7 protein-coding genes are annotated in these 17,018 nt (G+C 64.7%); all 7 read right to left on the bottom strand.

Annotation, left to right across the window (positions count from 1 at the left end):
* Positions 1-80: 80 nt before the first annotated feature.
* On the bottom strand, positions 81-1,853 hold the full coding sequence (locus tag FJ986_RS01865; protein WP_140494133.1) for a glucan ABC transporter ATP-binding protein/ permease: 1,773 nt from the start codon (positions 1,851-1,853) through the stop codon (positions 81-83).
* Positions 1,854-2,207: 354 nt separating this feature from the next.
* Complete coding sequence (locus tag FJ986_RS01860) at positions 2,208-10,784, bottom strand: glucoamylase family protein (RefSeq protein ID WP_140673265.1); 8,577 nt, start codon at positions 10,782-10,784, stop codon at positions 2,208-2,210.
* A 267-nt stretch (positions 10,785-11,051) separates the two neighbouring features.
* A complete protein-coding gene (locus FJ986_RS01855) occupies positions 11,052-11,639 on the bottom strand; it encodes a HutD family protein (protein ID WP_140557047.1) in 588 nt (195 codons plus the stop codon).
* 11 nt (positions 11,640-11,650) lie between these two features.
* A complete protein-coding gene (gene hutU / locus FJ986_RS01850; protein WP_140521725.1) occupies positions 11,651-13,321 on the bottom strand; it encodes a urocanate hydratase in 1,671 nt (556 codons plus the stop codon).
* A gap of 36 nt (positions 13,322-13,357) precedes the next feature.
* Complete coding sequence (gene hutG, locus FJ986_RS01845; protein WP_140494141.1) at positions 13,358-14,173, bottom strand: N-formylglutamate deformylase; 816 nt, start codon at positions 14,171-14,173, stop codon at positions 13,358-13,360.
* A gap of 70 nt (positions 14,174-14,243) precedes the next feature.
* Positions 14,244-15,779, bottom strand: coding sequence for a histidine ammonia-lyase (hutH, locus tag FJ986_RS01840; RefSeq protein ID WP_140557048.1), 1,536 nt, complete (start codon positions 15,777-15,779; stop codon positions 14,244-14,246).
* On the bottom strand, positions 15,776-17,008 hold the full coding sequence (gene hutI, locus FJ986_RS01835) for an imidazolonepropionase (RefSeq protein ID WP_140565160.1): 1,233 nt from the start codon (positions 17,006-17,008) through the stop codon (positions 15,776-15,778). Before hutI ends, hutH begins: the two co-directional genes overlap by 4 nt.
* Between the last annotated feature and the right edge of the window lie 10 nt (positions 17,009-17,018).

The raw sequence follows: 17,018 nt of genomic DNA, 5'->3' as shown, positions 1-17,018 counted from the left end.
AAGCAGCGGGGTGAGGACGGCGGCGCTCCCCGACCGGACCTTCGGTCCGACCTCCCACGGGGGGAGGTAAAAGAACCCGCTCAGGCGGCCTCGCCCTGTATCGAGCGGCTGAGGCGGCGGACCTCTTCGTCGTTGAGCAGGCCGCCGGCGCGCAGCAGGCTGGCGAAACGGCCGTTGCGCAGCGACAGCTCGGCGAAGCCACCCATTTCGACCACCCTGCCCTTGTCCATGAACACGACCAGATCGGCGTCGCGGACGGTAGTCAGGCGGTGGGCGATGATGAAGGTGGTGCGGTCGCGGCGCAATTCGTCGATCGCTTCCTTGACGCGGTCTTCTGTCTCGACGTCGAGGGCGCTGGTCGCCTCATCCAGCACCAGGATCGGAGCATCCTTCAACACGGCGCGGGCAATGGCGATGCGCTGGCGCTCGCCGCCAGACAACTGGCCGCCGCGTTCGCCGACTACCGTGTCGTAGCCATTGCTCTTGGCCAGGATGAAGTCCTGTGCGGCAGCCGCGTTGGCGGCGGCATGGATCTCGTCGTTGGTCGCATCGGAGCGGCCGACGCGGATGTTGTCCTCGATCGAGCGGTTGAGCAGGCCTGCATCCTGGAACACGGTGGCGATCGAATGGCGCAGCGACTTGCGGGTCACGGTGCGGGTGTCGATGCCGTCGATCAGGATACGGCCGGTGGACGGCGAGAAGACGCGCTGCAACAGATTGATGAGCGTGGTCTTGCCGGCGCCGGTCGGCCCAACGATGGCTACGGTCTGGCCCGCCTGGACCTCGAAGGAGACGTCGTGGATGCCCTGCCCCGAATTGGCGAATTCGAAGCCGACATTCTCGAAGCGGACATGGCCGGTGACGTTAGTGAGATCGCGCAGCCCGTCCGGTTCGGCGGCGTCGGCCGCCGAGTCCTCGAGATGGTAGAAATCCTCGAGCTTGGCGCGGGCTTCCGAAATCTGGTTGGCGAATGCCGACATCTGGTCGAGACGTGCGATCAGCAGCGTTGCAAAACCGGTGAAGGCGATGACGTCGCCGATGCGCAGCTGGCCGTGGGTGACCAGATAGGCGCCGATCAAAAGCACCACCATCATCGAAATCGTCGACGACAGACGATGCAGCGCATTGGCCATGGCCCACCAGTCGAGCACAGGGTTCTGCGCATCGAGCAGGTTCTTGACGTAGCGGCGCAGCGTATCGGCCTCATGGCCGAGGCGGTTGTAGCTCTGCAAAACGGCGACGTTGCTGACCGAGTCCGTCACATGGGCGAATACGGTGTGATAGTGGCGCTCCACGGCGGCCTGGCCTGCCTTGGTCCGCTTCATCACCAGCCGGCCGATGCCGACATAGAGCACGCCGAGAGCCAGCAGCACCATCGACATGCGCACGTCCATGCTGAGCGCGGTCGGGATCAGCAGGAACAACGCGACGGCCGTGGACAGATGCTGGCGCATGAATTCGAGCCAGAGACTAAACAAGGTCTCCACGGCACGCAGCAGCGTGTGCAGGGAATTGGACGTGCCGCGCTGATGATGCCAGGCGAGCGGCATGGTGATGACGCGCTCGAAGGAGTCGCAGAGCACTTCGCTGCGCCGGGCGTGGGCGAAGCGGTCGGCGCCGCGCGCCACAAGAACGAACGCGATGATGTTAAAGGCGCCCAGGCCGGCCCAGAGGGCGAGGGTCGAAAAGACGGAGCCGTGTGCGGAAATCGCGTCGATCACGCGACCGAACATGATCGGCTCCAGGATGGCGATGATGGCCAGCGCGACATTGGCTGAGCAGATCAGCGCTACGCGTTTCCTGTCAGCTGCCAAATAACCGAGCGCTCGCCAGTAGATTTGCAGAAGGGACACTTCAGCTACTCCGCCAAAACATTTATTGTGCACCGCACCATTTCTTGACACGTATCGGTTAACGCGTCGCAAAACAATGCCCGTCTATCCCTTCCGTTCCCGTTTAGCGAACAAAAGATGACGACGATGCGAAATCTCACGTGATCACCTAACGGGTTGAGATAAAAGGTGAAATGTCAGCCTTGCGGCAAAATCATGGCAGCCGCTGAGCGCTGCCACATTTTTAGTCACGGGGATCTTGCCCGGCATGGCCCGACCGGGTGCGCCGGCTGCCCAAGCGGAGATCTGCAAATAGACAAAAGACTATCCCGCGCATTCCGGAGGATGCGCGGGACAGGGTTGAAGCTGTTGATTTTACGAGGGTATCTTCACGACAACTTCGACCTTGCTACCAGCCTTCGGTTGGAAAGACGCGGATTTCGTCTTCGAACCATCAACTTCAAGCGAGATCGACTTGGTCTTTTTGTCGCGGACGACACGCACCGTGACTTCGGCCCCCAGCATTTTGAGCGTGGCGGCGTAGCCATCCCAATGGCTGGGCAGTTTCGGCCTAAACGTGATCTGCTTTCCACGCCGCTCGATGCCGAGAATGCCTTCGACCGCCGCCCGGTACAGCCAGCCCGCCGAGCCCGTGTACCACGTCCAGCCACCGCGGCCGCCCTTGTTGTCGCTGGCATTGCCGTCGCCGGCGTAGATATCGGCCGCAACCACGTAGGGCTCGACGCGGTAGCGCTCTGCCGAGGCCTCGTCCAATGCGTGGTTGACCGGGTTCAGCATCGAGAAGCAGCGATAGGCTTCGTCGTTCAGCCCCATTTCGGCCAGCGCGATGACGAACCAAGTGGCGGCATGAGTATACTGGCCGCCATTCTCGCGAACGCCCGGCGGGTAGCTCTTGATGTAGCCCGGGTCCTTTTTCGTCTTCGAAAAGGGCGGCGTGAACAGCTTGAGGATCTTGAGTTCGTCGTCGACGAGCAGCTTGGTCGCCTGCTGCATCGCCGTCGTCGAACGCGCCGGATCGCCCTCGCCCGAGAGCACGCTCCAGGACTGGGCGATGGAGTCGATCCTGCACTCCTGGGATGAGCGCGAACCGAGCGGCGTGCCATCGTCAAAACTCCCGCGCCGATACCATTCGCCGTCCCACGCCGTGCTCTCCAGCGCGCGTTTCAGCGCGTCGGCATGCTTTGCCCAGGCCTGCGCGTGCTTGGCATCACCCTCGGTCTTGGCCACGGCGGCGAAGTCGCCCAGCGTCCGCAGCAGGAACCATCCGAGCCAGACGCTCTCGCCCTTGCCTTGCTCGCCGACGCGGTTCATGCCGTCATTCCAGTCGCCGCCGAGGATCAGCGGCAGCCCGGCGGGACTGCTGCGCGCAATGGCAAGATCGAGCGCACGCGCGCAATGCTCGTAAAGGGACGCCGTCTTTTTCGAAATTTCGGGCGTGAAGAAAGCATCGTGCTCGCCCTCGCCGAGCGGCTGTCCATCGATGAAGGGCAGCTGCTCCTTCAGGATGGTGGCGTCACCCGTCACCAGCAGGTAGCGCGCGGTGGCATGGGCCAGCCAGACCACGTCGTCGGAGATCAGCGTACGCACACCCGCCCCGGTGCGCGGCAGCCACCAATGCTGCACGTCGCCTTCAGGGAACTGCCGACGCGCCGCGTTGAGGATCTGGTCTCGCGCCAGTTTGGGATCGTGCGCCAGCAGAGCCAGCGTGTCCTGCAACTGGTCGCGGAAGCCGAAGGCGCCACTGGCCTGATAGAAGGCAGAGCGGGCGCGGATGCGGCAGGCGAGGCTCTGGTAGGGCAGCCAGTGGTTGACCATGGCGTCGAGCGCCTTGTCCGGCGTTTCGACCTGAATGGTGTCGAGGAAGCCGCGCCACTCGCGCTCGTTGTCGGCCAGACGCTGGTCGAAATCCCTGCCCCGATGCTTGCGCACCAGGGCGCTCGCTTCCGCGGCCGAGCCGGCGTCCCCGAGCAGCCAGAACAGCGTGACGTCGCCGCCGGCCGGAACATCGATGTCGCGGGCGATTGCAGCGCAGGGATCGTCGCCGGCCTCCACGCGGCCTGACAGTCCCGCGCCGCTCAGCACCGCCTGCGGAAACTCGCTGGTGCCGTGCCGGCCCAGGAATTCAGTCCGGTCTGCTGTCACCGAATGCACGCCGTCATCGGCGGCGAGGAAGGCGACGCGCTCCCCGAAATCGAGCCCGTAGGGGTTCTGTGCCAGCAAGGCGCCGGTGGCGGCATCGCGCGACGGAACGATGGTCGCCGCCGTGCGCGAGCGATGTCCGCCCAGCACCCATTCGGCATAGGCATAGACGCGCAGCCTGGCCGGCGCCGGGCCGGCATTCTGGATGCGCAGGCGGGAAATCTTCACCGGGTCGACCGGGTCGACGACATGGGTGAGGTCCATCGACAATGAGCCGCGCTTCGACCGGAAGGTGGAGAACCCTTGGCCGTGCCACGTCTCGTAAGTCATCGACGGATCGCGCACCACGGCGGCGAGCGGCGAGAATGCCCGGCCACTGGCGTGATCATAGATATAGATGCCCTCACCGGGCCGGTTCGAAACCGGATCGTTCGACCACGGCGTCAGTTGGTAATCGCGGCTGTTGCGGCTCCAGGTGAAGGCAGCGCCTTCGGCGGAGACGTGGAAGCCGAACGAGGCGTTGGAAATAACATTGATCCAGGGTTGGGGCGTGGTGCTGCGGCCGGCCAGGCGCACGACATAATGCCGCCCGTCGCCCTCGAAACCACCGAACCCGTTCCATTGGCTGAGCCCGTGCCCGTCCGCCGCCAGGGCCTGCGAGCCAAAGGAATGCGTCATAGACCCCAATTCGGGCAATGCCGCCGGCTGCTGGGCATCGCGCGCCTGCAAGGCGGCCACTTCGGCCCGCTCGATCTGATCGAAGATGGTGCCGTTGCGCGTGTGCAGAACCACGCGGGCAACCGCAAGCAGCGTCTTGTAGGTGGTCTCGTCCATCAGGTCGCGGCGCACGGCGAATATGTGCTGGCGCGGTCCGAGCTCCTTGCCGCGCAAGCGGCTGTTCTCGCACAGGGATTCGACTGCTCGCTGCAGGTCCTGCACATAGGACGAGGCCTGTTCGTTGACGACGACGAAATCGATCATCATGCCACGGGTGCGCATGTACTCCTGGAAACGGAGCGCCTGGGCGACGATTTCAAGATCGGCGACGTCGCCGATCCTGACCAGGAAGATCGGGAAATCGCCGGAGATGCTGGTCGGCCACAGGCTCGACTGCTTGCCCAGTCCCGAAGCGATGGATTCGGCCGGCAGGCGCAGGAATGGATCGGGATAGATCAGATAGCGCGCCAGCTTCTGTACGTTGGCGGCGTCGGCCAGGCTGAGGCCGAGATGCCGGGTCTGCACCTGGCTGCGCGTCCAGGCAAGCATTGCCTGTCGGGCAAAGCTCTCCGGGTGGTCGAGCCGGGCAATGGCCTCCTCCAGCTCCGCGCGGTTGGAACCGACGACGGTCCAGAAGGTCAGCGATATCTTCTTGTTGGCGGGCACGCGCACCTGGCGGCGCAGCGAGGCGACGGGATCGAGGGTGAAGCCGGAATGGCCGCCAAGCCGAGCGCCTGGATCGAACGCCGCAGCGTCGACGATGGTGCGGCCGCGGCCGATGAAGGCGCGCCTGTCGGTCTCGGCTTCGGCGTCGCGCGCCGGACCGGACGGGTCGGTGACGAAATGCACCATCGTCACGTCTGGCTCGCTGGTCTCGCGCTTGCGCCGCGTGGCGAAGATCGCCCCATTGTTGGGGGCAATTTCGGTCTCCACGAACATTTTCGAGAAGGCGGGATGGGCATTGTCGGATACCTCCAGGCCCAGCACCAGCTCGGCGAAGGAGGTCACTTCGATGTGACGGTCGGTCGGTCCCTCGTTGAACAGCGTCACGCGGCGGCCTTCGCCATTGCCTTCCGAGATGACGATGCATTCGACCTCGGAGCGCAGCGTGCCGACCAGTTTGACGAAGCTCGCCTTGTCGTCGGAGAACAGCGTCTGGGTGCGCTCCTCGGCCGCGCGCTTCGGCTCCGCCGTCGCCGACCACCAGTCGCCACTGCCTGCGTCGCGCAAGAAGATGTAGGAGCCGAGCCGGTCCTCGGTCGGATCCGGCTGCCAGCGCGTGACGGACAGATCGCCCCACCGGCTGTAGCCGGAGCCTGTCGCGGTGACCATCACCGAATAGCGGCCGTTCGACATCACGTTGGTCGAACGCAGTGCCCGCACAGGATCGAGCACGATGCGGGTGTCGGGACTCTCGGTTTCGGTCTCGTCCTTCGCCCGTTCGTCCGCCTCGGTTCTGACGGTCGCAGTCGGGATGTCGCGCGGCGCCCTCTCCTGGAGCAGAAGTTCGGCCGACTCGATGACCGGATCGCTGTGAAAACGGTCGCGCAGGCGACCCTCGAAAATGGCATCGGCGACCGCCGCGATCGACATACCGGAATGGTGGGCCATGTAGTTCTGCACGACGACGTGATCGGTGCCTTCCGGCACGCGCTGCGGCGTGAAATCGACCGCGTCGTAGTAACCATGGCGGCCAAGCGCGCCGAGCTCCCGCAGTCGCGCTAGGTTCTGCACCGCTTCGCGCGGGTTGAACTGCGCGGCCAGCACGGTGGCGTAAGGCGCGATCACCGTGTTCTGGCCAAGGCCGCGCTTCAGCCCGAGACCGGGCACGCCGAAATTGGTGTACTGGTAGGTCAGCTCGCGGTCGCGGGCATTGTAGGCCGCTTCCGAAATGCCCCAGGGCACATTCTTCTGACGGCCATACTGGATCTGGCGCTTGATGATCAGCTTGCTGGTCTGGTTGAGAATCGAACCTTGCGGTTCCTTCATCACCAGCGGCGGCATCAGATACTCGAACATCGAGCCGGACCAGGACATCAGCGCGCCCTGGAAGCCGATCTCGACGATCGGCCGGCCAAGCCGGAACCAGTGCTCAGTCGGCAGGTCGCCCTTTGCGATGGCGAACAGGCTGGTCAGCCGCGCCTCGGAGGCCAGAAGATCGTAGCAGCTCTCGTCGAGCTGGTGCTCCTCGACCCGGTAGCCGATCGACAGCAGCTTGCGCTCCGGCCGCATCAGGAACGAGAACTCCATCTCGAAGGCGAAGCGGCGCGTGCGCTCGCGCAGGGTGAGCAGCTTGGCACGCAGCGCCTCTACGGCGTTGTCGTCGCTGTGGGCGTCGTGGACATGCGCCTCGCAGGTGGCTTCGAGCCTGGCCGCCCAGTCGACGATGACATCGCTCTGTGGCGATGCCGCCTCGGTGTGGATGGCGGTGGCGAGCTTGCGGATCTCGCCGGCCAGCACAGCCAAATTGATGGTGCGGATCGAGGCCATTTCCGGCTGCGCCTTGATGGTGTCGACGGCGCGCCGCATGCCGTCGAGGCGGTCGGCCAGACGCTGGCGCAAGGGACGCAGCTGACGGCGGTCGTCGGGCAGCTCATCCAGGCTCTCGCCGAGGATGGTCACTGTGTCGAGGATGCCCTCGAAATCGCCCTGGAGATGAACGGACGGCGCCTCGGCCCATTCGGCGCAGGCCGCCGCCACCGCCACCAGATGGCCGGCGAGATTGCCGCTGTCGACAGCCGAGATGTAGAGCGGATAGAGCGGCTTCAGTGTGGTGGTGTCGTACCAGTTGAAGAGATGGCCGCGGTTGCGCGGCATGCTCTCGATGGTCGTCATGGTGGCATCGATGCGGGTGATGGCATCGGACAGGCTGATCCAACCGAAATCGCGGGCCGAGACGACCGACAGGAGATAGACGCCGATGTTGGTCGGCGAGGTGCGCGGCGCGACCACTGGCGCCGGGCTCTCCTGGAAATTGTCCGGCGGCAGATGATGATGCTCGGCCGTGACGAAGGTTTCGAAATAGTGCCAGGTGCGGCGCGCCACCGTGCGCAGCGCATGGATGTCGGCCTGCGATATGCGCAGCCGGTCCTCGGTCTCGGCCGAACGGCTGATCCAGCTGGCGATCGCCGGGGAGCCGATCCAGAACAGAGCGAAGAAAAAGGCGACGAAGGCGCCGGTGGAATCGGCCAGCACCGGAATGGCGAGGCCGACGAAGCCGATGATCACGGCGCCGTACATCATGCCGTAGTAGGAGCCGAGATCGTTGTCGCCGGCCTTGTGCGCCTGCGAGGCGGTGCGCCATTCCAGCAGGTTCTGCCGGGAGACGAACAGCCGGTAGAGCGTGCGCACGATGGCGTCGCCCATCATCCAGGCGTTATGCGCCATCAGCACGATCTTCAAGGCCACCATGGCGGTGCCGAAGGCGACGTCGCGCGCCAGTGCGGAGAAATGGCCGCGCGGCGTCTGGTCACCGCTCTTGGGCAGTATGGCGTTGACGACGTCGAAAGTGGGCGCCATGAACAGGCTGAGGATCAGCAATGCCTGCCATTGCGCGGCCTGCGTGAAGGGCAGCAGCGTCCAGCCGGCGATCGCCGCCATCACCCAGAAGATCGGCGTCAGGGAGCGGCGCAGATTGTCGACCATCTTCCAGCGCGACAGTGCCGGGACGCCGGAGCGCGGATCGAGGATGAAGCCCAGGAGCTGCCAATCGCCGCGCGCCCAGCGATGGTGGCGCGAGGCATCGACCGAATAGCGGGTCGGGTAATCCTCGACCAATTCGACGTCGGTGACGAGCGCCGAACGCGCCAGCGCGCCTTCGAGCAGATCGTGGCTGAGGATGGTGTTTTCCTCGATGCGGCCCTGCAACGCGGCCTCGAAGGCATCGACGTGGTAGAGGCCCTTGCCGGTGAAGGAACCGTCGCCGAAGACGTCCTGGTACAGGTCGGACACCGCAAAGACATAAGGATCGAGGCCGCGATTGGCCGAGAAGACCCGTTGGAAGAACGACGCCTCGTCGCCACTGGTCAGCGAAGCGGTGATGCGTGGCTGCAGGATCGTGTAGCCCGAGGTGACGACGCGCCTGGTGGCATCGAAATGCGGGCGGTTGAGCGGGTGGCAGAGCTTGCCGACAAGCGTAGCGACCGCATCGCGGGTGGTGCGCGTGTCGGCGTCGAGCGTCATTACGTGAACGACTTTTTCCGGCAGCGGCACATCGAGCGGCAGGAAGGTGGTGTCGCTGTCGCCGCGCAGCAGCAGGTCAAGCTCGTGCAGCTTGCCGCGCTTGCGCTCCCAGCCCATCCAGCATCCCTGCGCGGCATTATAGAGCCGGCGCCGGTGCAGGAGATAGAAGCGCGGCGCGCCTTCGGCGGGATAGCGGGCGTTGAGGCGGGCGATCTCGTCACGGGCGAATTCGAGAATCTCGGTGTCGGCCGCGTCGATCTCGGTCTTGCTGTCGGGCCAGTCCGACAGCAGGGCGAAGTGGATCTCGTCCGCCAGATTGGCGAGGTAGTGCACTTCGATGTTGCGGATGTTTTCCTCGACGTCGTCGCGCGAGCCGATCAGCGACGGCACCACCACCAGCGTGCGTGCCTCGGACGGCACGCCGTGCCTGTAGTCATAGCCGATAAGGCGCGTCGGCTTGAGGAACAGCGAGACAACGGTATTGAAGAAAGCGAGCGCGCCTTCGCTGGCCGGCACGGCAAATAGCGCCAGCATCAAGACGATCGAAGGCACAGACAGGCCGAGATTGGCAAGGGCATTGCCGGAAACCACCAGAAGCAGCACGGTCAGCGCAAAGACCGGCAGGACGATGCCCAGCCATCCGGTCTTGGCAAAGGTGCGCTTGACGGTCTGACTGACGGTCGGTCGGTAGCCGATCGCCTTTTCCAGCTCCAGCCGGCGTGGCCCGACAAGGAAAAAACCGACATCCGTGTGCGCTAAAGGAGCCGCAAGGCCATCTGCGCCGTCGGCGGCGGATGCAATTTCGTTGGTGATCTGGCCGGCCAGTTCGATCGCCTTTTCGGCGACGCGATATTCCGACAGATTCGAGCGGCGGGCCAGCTCTTCGATCGCGGTCCGGTACTGGTCACGCGAGAAGAAATCGAGCGCGGCGAAGTCGGTGCGCTCGCGCAGCACCGTGTCGATACGGCTGACGCCCTCGAACCACACCGTCCAGTCGATATCGTTGATGAGACGCAGGCCGCGTATGATGTTGCCGGTCGTCACATTGCCGCTGGACAGCGTATGATGCTCGGAAATGATGATTTCCTCAGCGTCCGAGCCGGTCTTCTCGAGTTCGCCTTCCAGCCACTCCAGCGCCTTGCCTGCATTCTGCGAGCCGTCGCGCAAGCGGTAGAGCAGTTGCGTGGCAAAGGTGGTGTCCTGGGCGTGCGCGCTGAAATTGGCCAGGATCGCTTGCCGGTCGCGGGTATCGTCGGTCGCCAGCACCTTGTCGGCGACATCATTGGCGATCTGGCGCATCTGCCGGGTGCGGTTGACCCTGACCGCAAGGCGGCGAAGATTTTCGATCAGAACGAAGCGCAACAGCGACGGCAGCGCCCAGAGTTCGCCGATCTTCAGCGGCTCGACCGACTGGAAGCCCTGGACGATGGCCTTGAACATGGTCGCGGAGACGGAACTGTCGGAATGCGCCACATAAGTCCAGGCCAGCGCCAGCGCGCGCGGCACGCCGCCGCCGTCCGGCAGCTTCAGCGTCGGCAGTTGACGATAGAAGCGGCGCGGCAGGTCGCGCTTGACCTGGAAAATGGTTTCCTCGACCAGATAGTTGTTGTCGAGCAGCCATTGCGCCGCGGGCGTGATGGTCTCGCCCCTCGCCTGCGCGGCGTTGGTCGAACGGTAGACTTCGAGGATCTTCTTGGCGCTGTCGCGGATGCGGGCCTGGAAATCGAATGGCGTCAGGCCGAACAGATCCGCGAGATCGCCCTTGGCCAGGCTTTCACCGAGCAGCCGAAGGCGTTCCTCCGGCAGGAAAATGGATCTTATCGGTTCTTCCGTGATGGGCGGGAAGCTCGCGCTGGTCTTTTCGATTTGTGCTGGATTCGTCTGAATATTCATTGAAAATTCCGTAAGCGGGCACTCAGCGGCGTCACCGCCACGGCAATGGCCCTAAAACCGATTCAAATGCAATTGGTTGCATGCCCAGCTTTTGCCGAAAATTGTTTCCGCACCACGACAAGGCATCGTCTTTTCGACCGTTTCAAAGACGAACGCCTCTCACTCCCGCCGAGACCGATCGACGGAAAGGATTCAGGCTTTTTCGTGATCCCGGCTGGAGCTTACCCTATATTTCGCCGGCATCGCGATCATGTTTGGAAACAAGCGTTAATCGTTGGCTCGAATGCCATCGATCCGGACCACGAATACTGTCGTGTCGTCGATCGGCTGGATGCGCAGGCCAGTTGTGGCTGAGGCAGTCAGGAGCGCGTCGAGGTGGCCAAGGCGAACAGGCTCAGCGGCGGCAACCACGAACTCCCCACCCAGACACAGGACGAGGGTCGCGCGGCTTTCAGTTCCGATTTCCAAAGGGTTCGAGATTACGAGGCGTTCGACGGAATGCCTCATGCGGCCGCGACGGGTCATTACGTTGAGATCGGTGATCGGGCCGGCGATCAGTTCGGCACTGGTCGGCCGGTCGGCCGGAAAGGAAAGCGGGGCTGAAGCGGCGGTCAGGCGCGCCGGCGGCTGGCCGGCGACATCAAGAACGATCCCCTCGCCTTCCAATACCGACAGGGTGCGGTCAATGCCGGCAAAGCTGGAGAACGGCCCGCTGCCTTCGACGCGGGCCATCGAGACACGCCAATCGAAGGTGTCGAGCCCGGCATCGGCCGGCGAGACGGCGATTTCCGTCGTCACGCCGCCGCCGTTCTTCCACGGCATCGATTTGTATTCGGCTGCCCGCAGGACGCGCATCGGTCGGCCTACTATCCCAGAATGCCGGGCAAATTGAGCTGATGCTCCCTGGCGCAATCGATGGCGATGTCGTAGCCGGCGTCGGCGTGCCTCATGACGCCGGTCGCCGGATCATTCCACAGCACCCGCTCCAGGCGCCTGGCTGCCTCAGGCGTGCCGTCCGCGACGATGACCATGCCTGCATGCTGGGAAAAGCCCATGCCGACACCGCCGCCATGGTGCAGCGACACCCAGGTAGCGCCCGATGCCGTGTTGAGCAAGGCGTTGAGCAGCGGCCAGTCGGAAACCGCATCCGAGCCGTCCTTCATCGCCTCTGTCTCGCGGTTCGGCGAGGCGACCGAGCCGGAATCGAGATGGTCGCGGCCGATGACGACAGGCGCCTTGAGTTCGCCTTTGGCGACCATCTCGTTGAAGGCGAGGCCCAGCCGGTGGCGGTCGCCGAGGCCGACCCAGCAGATGCGCGCCGGCAAGCCCTGGAAGGCGATGCGCTCGCGCGCCATGTCCAGCCAGTTGTGCAAATGGGTGTTGCCGGGCGTCAGTTCGCGCACCTTGGCGTCGGTCTTGTAGATGTCCTGCGGATCGCCGGAAAGGGCCGCCCAGCGGAAGGGGCCGATGCCGCGGCAGAACAGCGGCCGGATATAGGCCGGCACGAAACCGGGAAAGGCAAAGGCGTTCTCGAAGCCTTCTTCCTTGGCGACCTGGCGGATGTTGTTGCCGTAGTCGAGCGTCGGCACGCCGGCGTTCCAGAAGGCCACCATCGCCTCGACATGCTCGCGCATCGAGGCGCGGGCGGCTTTCTCGACTGCTTTCGGGTCGGACGTGCGCTTCTCGCGCCACTCGGCCAGCGTCCAGCCCTTGGGCAGATAGCCGTTCAACGGATCGTGCGCCGAAGTCTGGTCGGTGACCATATCGGGGCGCACGCCGCGCCGCACCAGCTCGGGCACGATATCGGCGGTGTTGCCGACCAGGCCGACCGACTTCGCCTCGCCTGCCCTGGTCCAGCGCGCGATCTTCTCCAGCGCCTCGTCAAGCGTATCGGCCCGCTCGTCGACATAGCGGGTGCGCAGCCGGAAATCGATGCGGTCGGGATCGCATTCGACGGCCAGGCAGCAGGCGCCGGCCATGACGGCGGCGAGAGGCTGCGCGCCGCCCATGCCGCCGAGGCCGCCAGTCAGGATCCATTTGCCCCTGAGATCGCCGCCATAGTGCTGGCGTCCGGCTTCGACGAAGGTCTCGTAGGTGCCCTGCACGATGCCTTGCGTGCCGATATAGATCCACGAGCCGGCCGTCATCTGGCCGTACATCATCAGGCCTTTCCTATCGAGCTCGTTGAATTTCTCCCAGGTCGCCCAATGCGGCACCAGATTGGAGTTGGCGATCAAAACGCGCGGCGCGTCGGGATGAGTGCGGAAGACGCCGACCGGCTTGCCGGACTGCACCAGCAGCGTCTCGTCCTCGCCAAGCGTCTTCAGCGAAGCGGCGATGCGGTCGAAATCGTTCCAGGTGCGCGCCGCCCGGCCGATGCCGCCATAGACGACCAGTTCGTTGGGATTTTCGGCGACATCGGGATCGAGATTGTTCATCAGCATGCGCAGCGGCGCTTCGGTCGTCCAATACCTGGCATTGAGCTTGTCGCCGCGGGGGCTGCGCACTTCGCGGATGTTGTGGCGAGGATCGGTCATGTCGTCACTTCCCTTTCAGATGAGTGCGGCGAGGCGTCAGCTCTCGACCCACGAAATCGCGGTCTCGAGGATGGATGTCAGCGTGGCGCGGATCGGCGCGGCGAAGGCGGCGTCGTAAGGCACCGGCCAGTTGTCGGGCGCGCCCTTGCCTTCGGGCTCTCGCATGTAGCCGCGGTTGGACAGTTCCATCTGCAGCGCATGGACGCCGTTTTGCGGCTGGCCGAAATGGCGCGTGATCCACCCGCCCTTGAAGCGGCCATTGACCACGAAGGTCTCGCCGGTCTCGGCCAGGATCCCGGCGACCTTTTCCTGCAGCGCCGGATCCGTGCTCTTGCCGTCATTGGTGCCGAGATTGAAGACCGGCAGCGTGCCATCGAACAGGCGCGGCAGCACAGAGCGGATCGAGTGGCAGTCATAGAGGACGATTTTGCCATGCAATCCGCGCAGCCGGTCGATCTCGGCCTGGAGCGCGGCATGATAGGGCATGAAGAATTTTCGGCGGCGCTCGTCGATTTCCGACGGCCCCGGTTCCTCGCCTGTACGGTAGAGCGGATCGCCGTCGAAGGTTTCGGTCGGGCACAGCCCGGTCGTCGCCTGACCAGGGTAGAGCGAGGCGCCTGACGGATCGCGATTGACGTCGATGACGGTGCGCGAGATGGCGGTGTGCACGACGGTGGCGCCAAGACCTGCGGCGAAATCATAGAGCTTGTCGATCCACCAGTCGCAGTCGCGCTGGCCAAGCCAGCTCGAGACCAGCCGGTTGTCGAGACCGGCGAGATCGATGCCGGTGTGCGGCATGGAAACCAGCAGCGGCGCGGTGCCTTGTTTTACCGTCAGCCAAGGAGGTGTCATGCGAGGCCTCCGCAGGTTGGAGCTCTACGGCTGGGATGAGAAGGAACGTAACCTACCATGCCAAGCATTCTCATGAGGCAATTCCCGGCAGCGCCACCGCGCTCGCCGCCTTCACCGCTGCACCGCTGCGCACCATGGCGATGGCTTTCTCCATGTCGGGATGGAAATGCCGGTCGTTGTCGAGATGCGGCACCTCCGCCCTGACCAATTTGCGCACCGCTTCGAGTGCGGTGCTGGAAGCGAGCGGCGCGTGGAAATCGCAGCCCTGGGTCGCGGCCAGCAACTCGATGCCGATGACGGCCGTGGCGTTCTCGACCATGCCGATCAGCCGGCGCGCACCATGTGCGGCCATCGAGACGTGATCCTCCTGGTTGGCCGAGGTCGGGATCGAATCGACGCTTGCTGGATAGGCCTTCTGCTTGTTTTCGGAAACCAGCGCTGCCGCCGTCACCTGCGGGATCATGAAGCCGGAATTCAGGCCGGGCTTCGGCGTCAAAAAGGCGGGCATGCCCGACAGCGCAGGGTCGACCAGCATGGCGATGCGGCGCTCCGACAGCGAGCCGATCTCGCAGACGGCGAGTGCGATCATGTCGGCAGCGAAAGCCACCGGCTCGGCATGGAAATTGCCGCCCGACAAGGCGGTGTCGTCCTCGGCGAAGATCAAGGGATTGTCGGTGACGCCATTGGCTTCCGTGCCGAGCGTGTCGGCCGCCTTGCGCAACACGTCCAGAGCGGCCCCCATCACCTGCGGCTGGCAGCGCAGGCAATAGGGATCCTGCACGCGCTCGTCGCCGACGCGGTGGGATTCGCGGATGGCGCTGCCGGCCATCAGACTGCGCAGCGCATTCGCCGTCTCGATCTGGCCGCGATGCTTCCTCAAGAGATGGATGCGCGGATCGAAGGGGGCGTCCGAGCCCCTGGCGGCGTCGGTGGACAGTGCACCCGCGACCAGTGCCGACTGGTAGAGAACTTCGGCCTCGAACAAGCCCGCCAGCGCGTAGGCGGTCGAGAACTGCGTGCCGTTAAGCAGCGCCAGCCCTTCCTTGGCGCCAAGGATGACAGGCTCCAGCCCATGCGAGACGAAGGCGACCTTGGCCGGGAAGCGGCCATGCGGCGTGAAGCATTCGCCGACGCCGATCATCACGGCCGTCATGTGTGACAGCGGCGCGAGGTCGCCGGAGGCGCCGACCGAACCTTGCGCCGGCACCACCGGGATGACATCGTTGGCCAGCATCGCTTCCAGCAGCTCGATGGTGCGCGACCGCACGCCGGAGGCGCCCTGCGCCAGGCTGGCAAGCTTCAAGGCCATCATCAGCCTGCAAACAGCGACCGGCATCGGCTCGCCGACGCCGGCGGCGTGCGAGAGCACGATGTTACGCTGAAGCGTTTCGAGATCCTGGGCAGGAATGCGGACGCTGGCCAGTTTGCCGAAACCGGTGTTGATGCCATAGACCGGCTCGCCCTTGGCGACGATGCGTGCGACAGCCTCCGCACTCGCCTTGATCTTTGGCCGGCAGGCATCGTCGAGCCTGGGCACGGCGCCGCGATAGATGGCGCGCCAGTCGGCCAGGGTCACGTTGCCGGGTTTCAGTACGAGTTCGGTCATTGTCCTCTCCAGATGCGCGCGTGCAAGGGGTTGAAGCCCATGCGGTAGACGAGTTCGGCAGGGCGCTCGATGCTCCAGATCGCTAGATCGGCGGATTTGCCCGCCTCCAGCGTGCCGGTCTGTCCGAGCAGACCCAGTGCGCGGGCGGCTTCGCGGGTCACGCCCGCGAGGCATTCATCGACCGTCATGCCGAACAAGGTCGCCGCCATGTTCATGGTCAGCAGCAACGACGTCAGCGGCGAGGTGCCGGGATTGTTGTCGGTGGCGACGGCCATCCTGACGTCATGCCTGCGGAATAATTCGATCGGAGGTTTCTTCGTTTCGCGAATAAAATAGTAGGCGCCGGGCAGGATCGTCGCCACGCTGCCCGATGCAGCCATTGCCGCCGCGCCTGCCTCATCGGTGTATTCGAGATGATCGGCCGACAACGCGCCATAGCGCGCGGCGAGTTCGGCGCCATGCAGGTTCGACAATTGGTCGGCATGGAGCTTTACCGGCAGGCCAAGCGCCTTTGCGGCTTCGAAGACCCGTGCCATCTGCTCGACCGAAAACGCGATGCCTTCGCAGAAACCATCGACGGCGTCGGCAAGCCCGTCGGCAGCAATGGCCGGCAGGATCGTGGCGGTGATGAGATCGATGAAGGCGTCCTTGTCGCCCTTGGCTTCCGGCGGCAAGGCATGGGCGCCGAGAAAGGTCGTGCGGATCGTCACCGGGCGCTCGGCGCCCAGGCGGCGCGCCGCGCGCAGCGACTTTTTCTCGTTTTCCAGGTCAAGGCCATAGCCGGACTTGACCTCGACGGTGGTGGCGCCCTCGGCGATCAGCGCATCGAGACGCGGCAGTGTCTGAGCGACCAGTTCGTCCTCACCCGCGGCACGCAAGGCCCTAACCGACGAGACGATGCCGCCGCCGGCCCTGGCGACCTCCTCATAGGTGGCGCCGGCCAGCCGCATCTCGAACTCGTTGGCGCGGTCGCCGGCATGGACGAGATGGGTGTGGCAGTCGATCAGGCCGGGCGTGATCCAGCGGCCCTCGCAATCGACGATCTCGGCACGCTGCTCGAACGCCGCCGGAATATCGGCTTCGGCGCCGGCATAGACGATGATGCCGTCACGCGCGGTGACGGCGCCCTTTTCGACGACGCCCTGCCCTGCCCCTTCGGCAAAAGTCGCCAGGCGCGCATTGCGCCATATGCGAACCGCCGCCGCCCGGCTCCTGCTTTCTCCAGCCATCATATTTTCC

Origin of the sequence: Mesorhizobium sp. B1-1-1 (assembly GCF_006442955.1) — a bacterium.
Taxonomy (GTDB): domain Bacteria; phylum Pseudomonadota; class Alphaproteobacteria; order Rhizobiales; family Rhizobiaceae; genus Mesorhizobium.
The sequence above is the reverse complement of the archived record's forward strand: the minus strand, read 5'-3'. Positions and strand labels throughout refer to the sequence as shown.

Coding starts and splice junctions, on each gene's coding strand:
- FJ986_RS01860 (WP_140673265.1), bottom strand. CDS start 10,784: ATGAATATTCAGACGAATCCAGCACAAATCGAAAAGACCAGCGCGAGC.
- hutH (WP_140557048.1), bottom strand. CDS start 15,779: ATGACCGAACTCGTACTGAAACCCGGCAACGTGACCCTGGCCGACTGG.
- hutG (WP_140494141.1), bottom strand. CDS start 14,173: ATGACACCTCCTTGGCTGACGGTAAAACAAGGCACCGCGCCGCTGCTG.
- hutU (WP_140521725.1), bottom strand. CDS start 13,321: ATGACCGATCCTCGCCACAACATCCGCGAAGTGCGCAGCCCCCGCGGC.
- hutI (WP_140565160.1), bottom strand. CDS start 17,008: ATGGCTGGAGAAAGCAGGAGCCGGGCGGCGGCGGTTCGCATATGGCGC.
- FJ986_RS01855 (WP_140557047.1), bottom strand. CDS start 11,639: ATGCGCGTCCTGCGGGCAGCCGAATACAAATCGATGCCGTGGAAGAAC.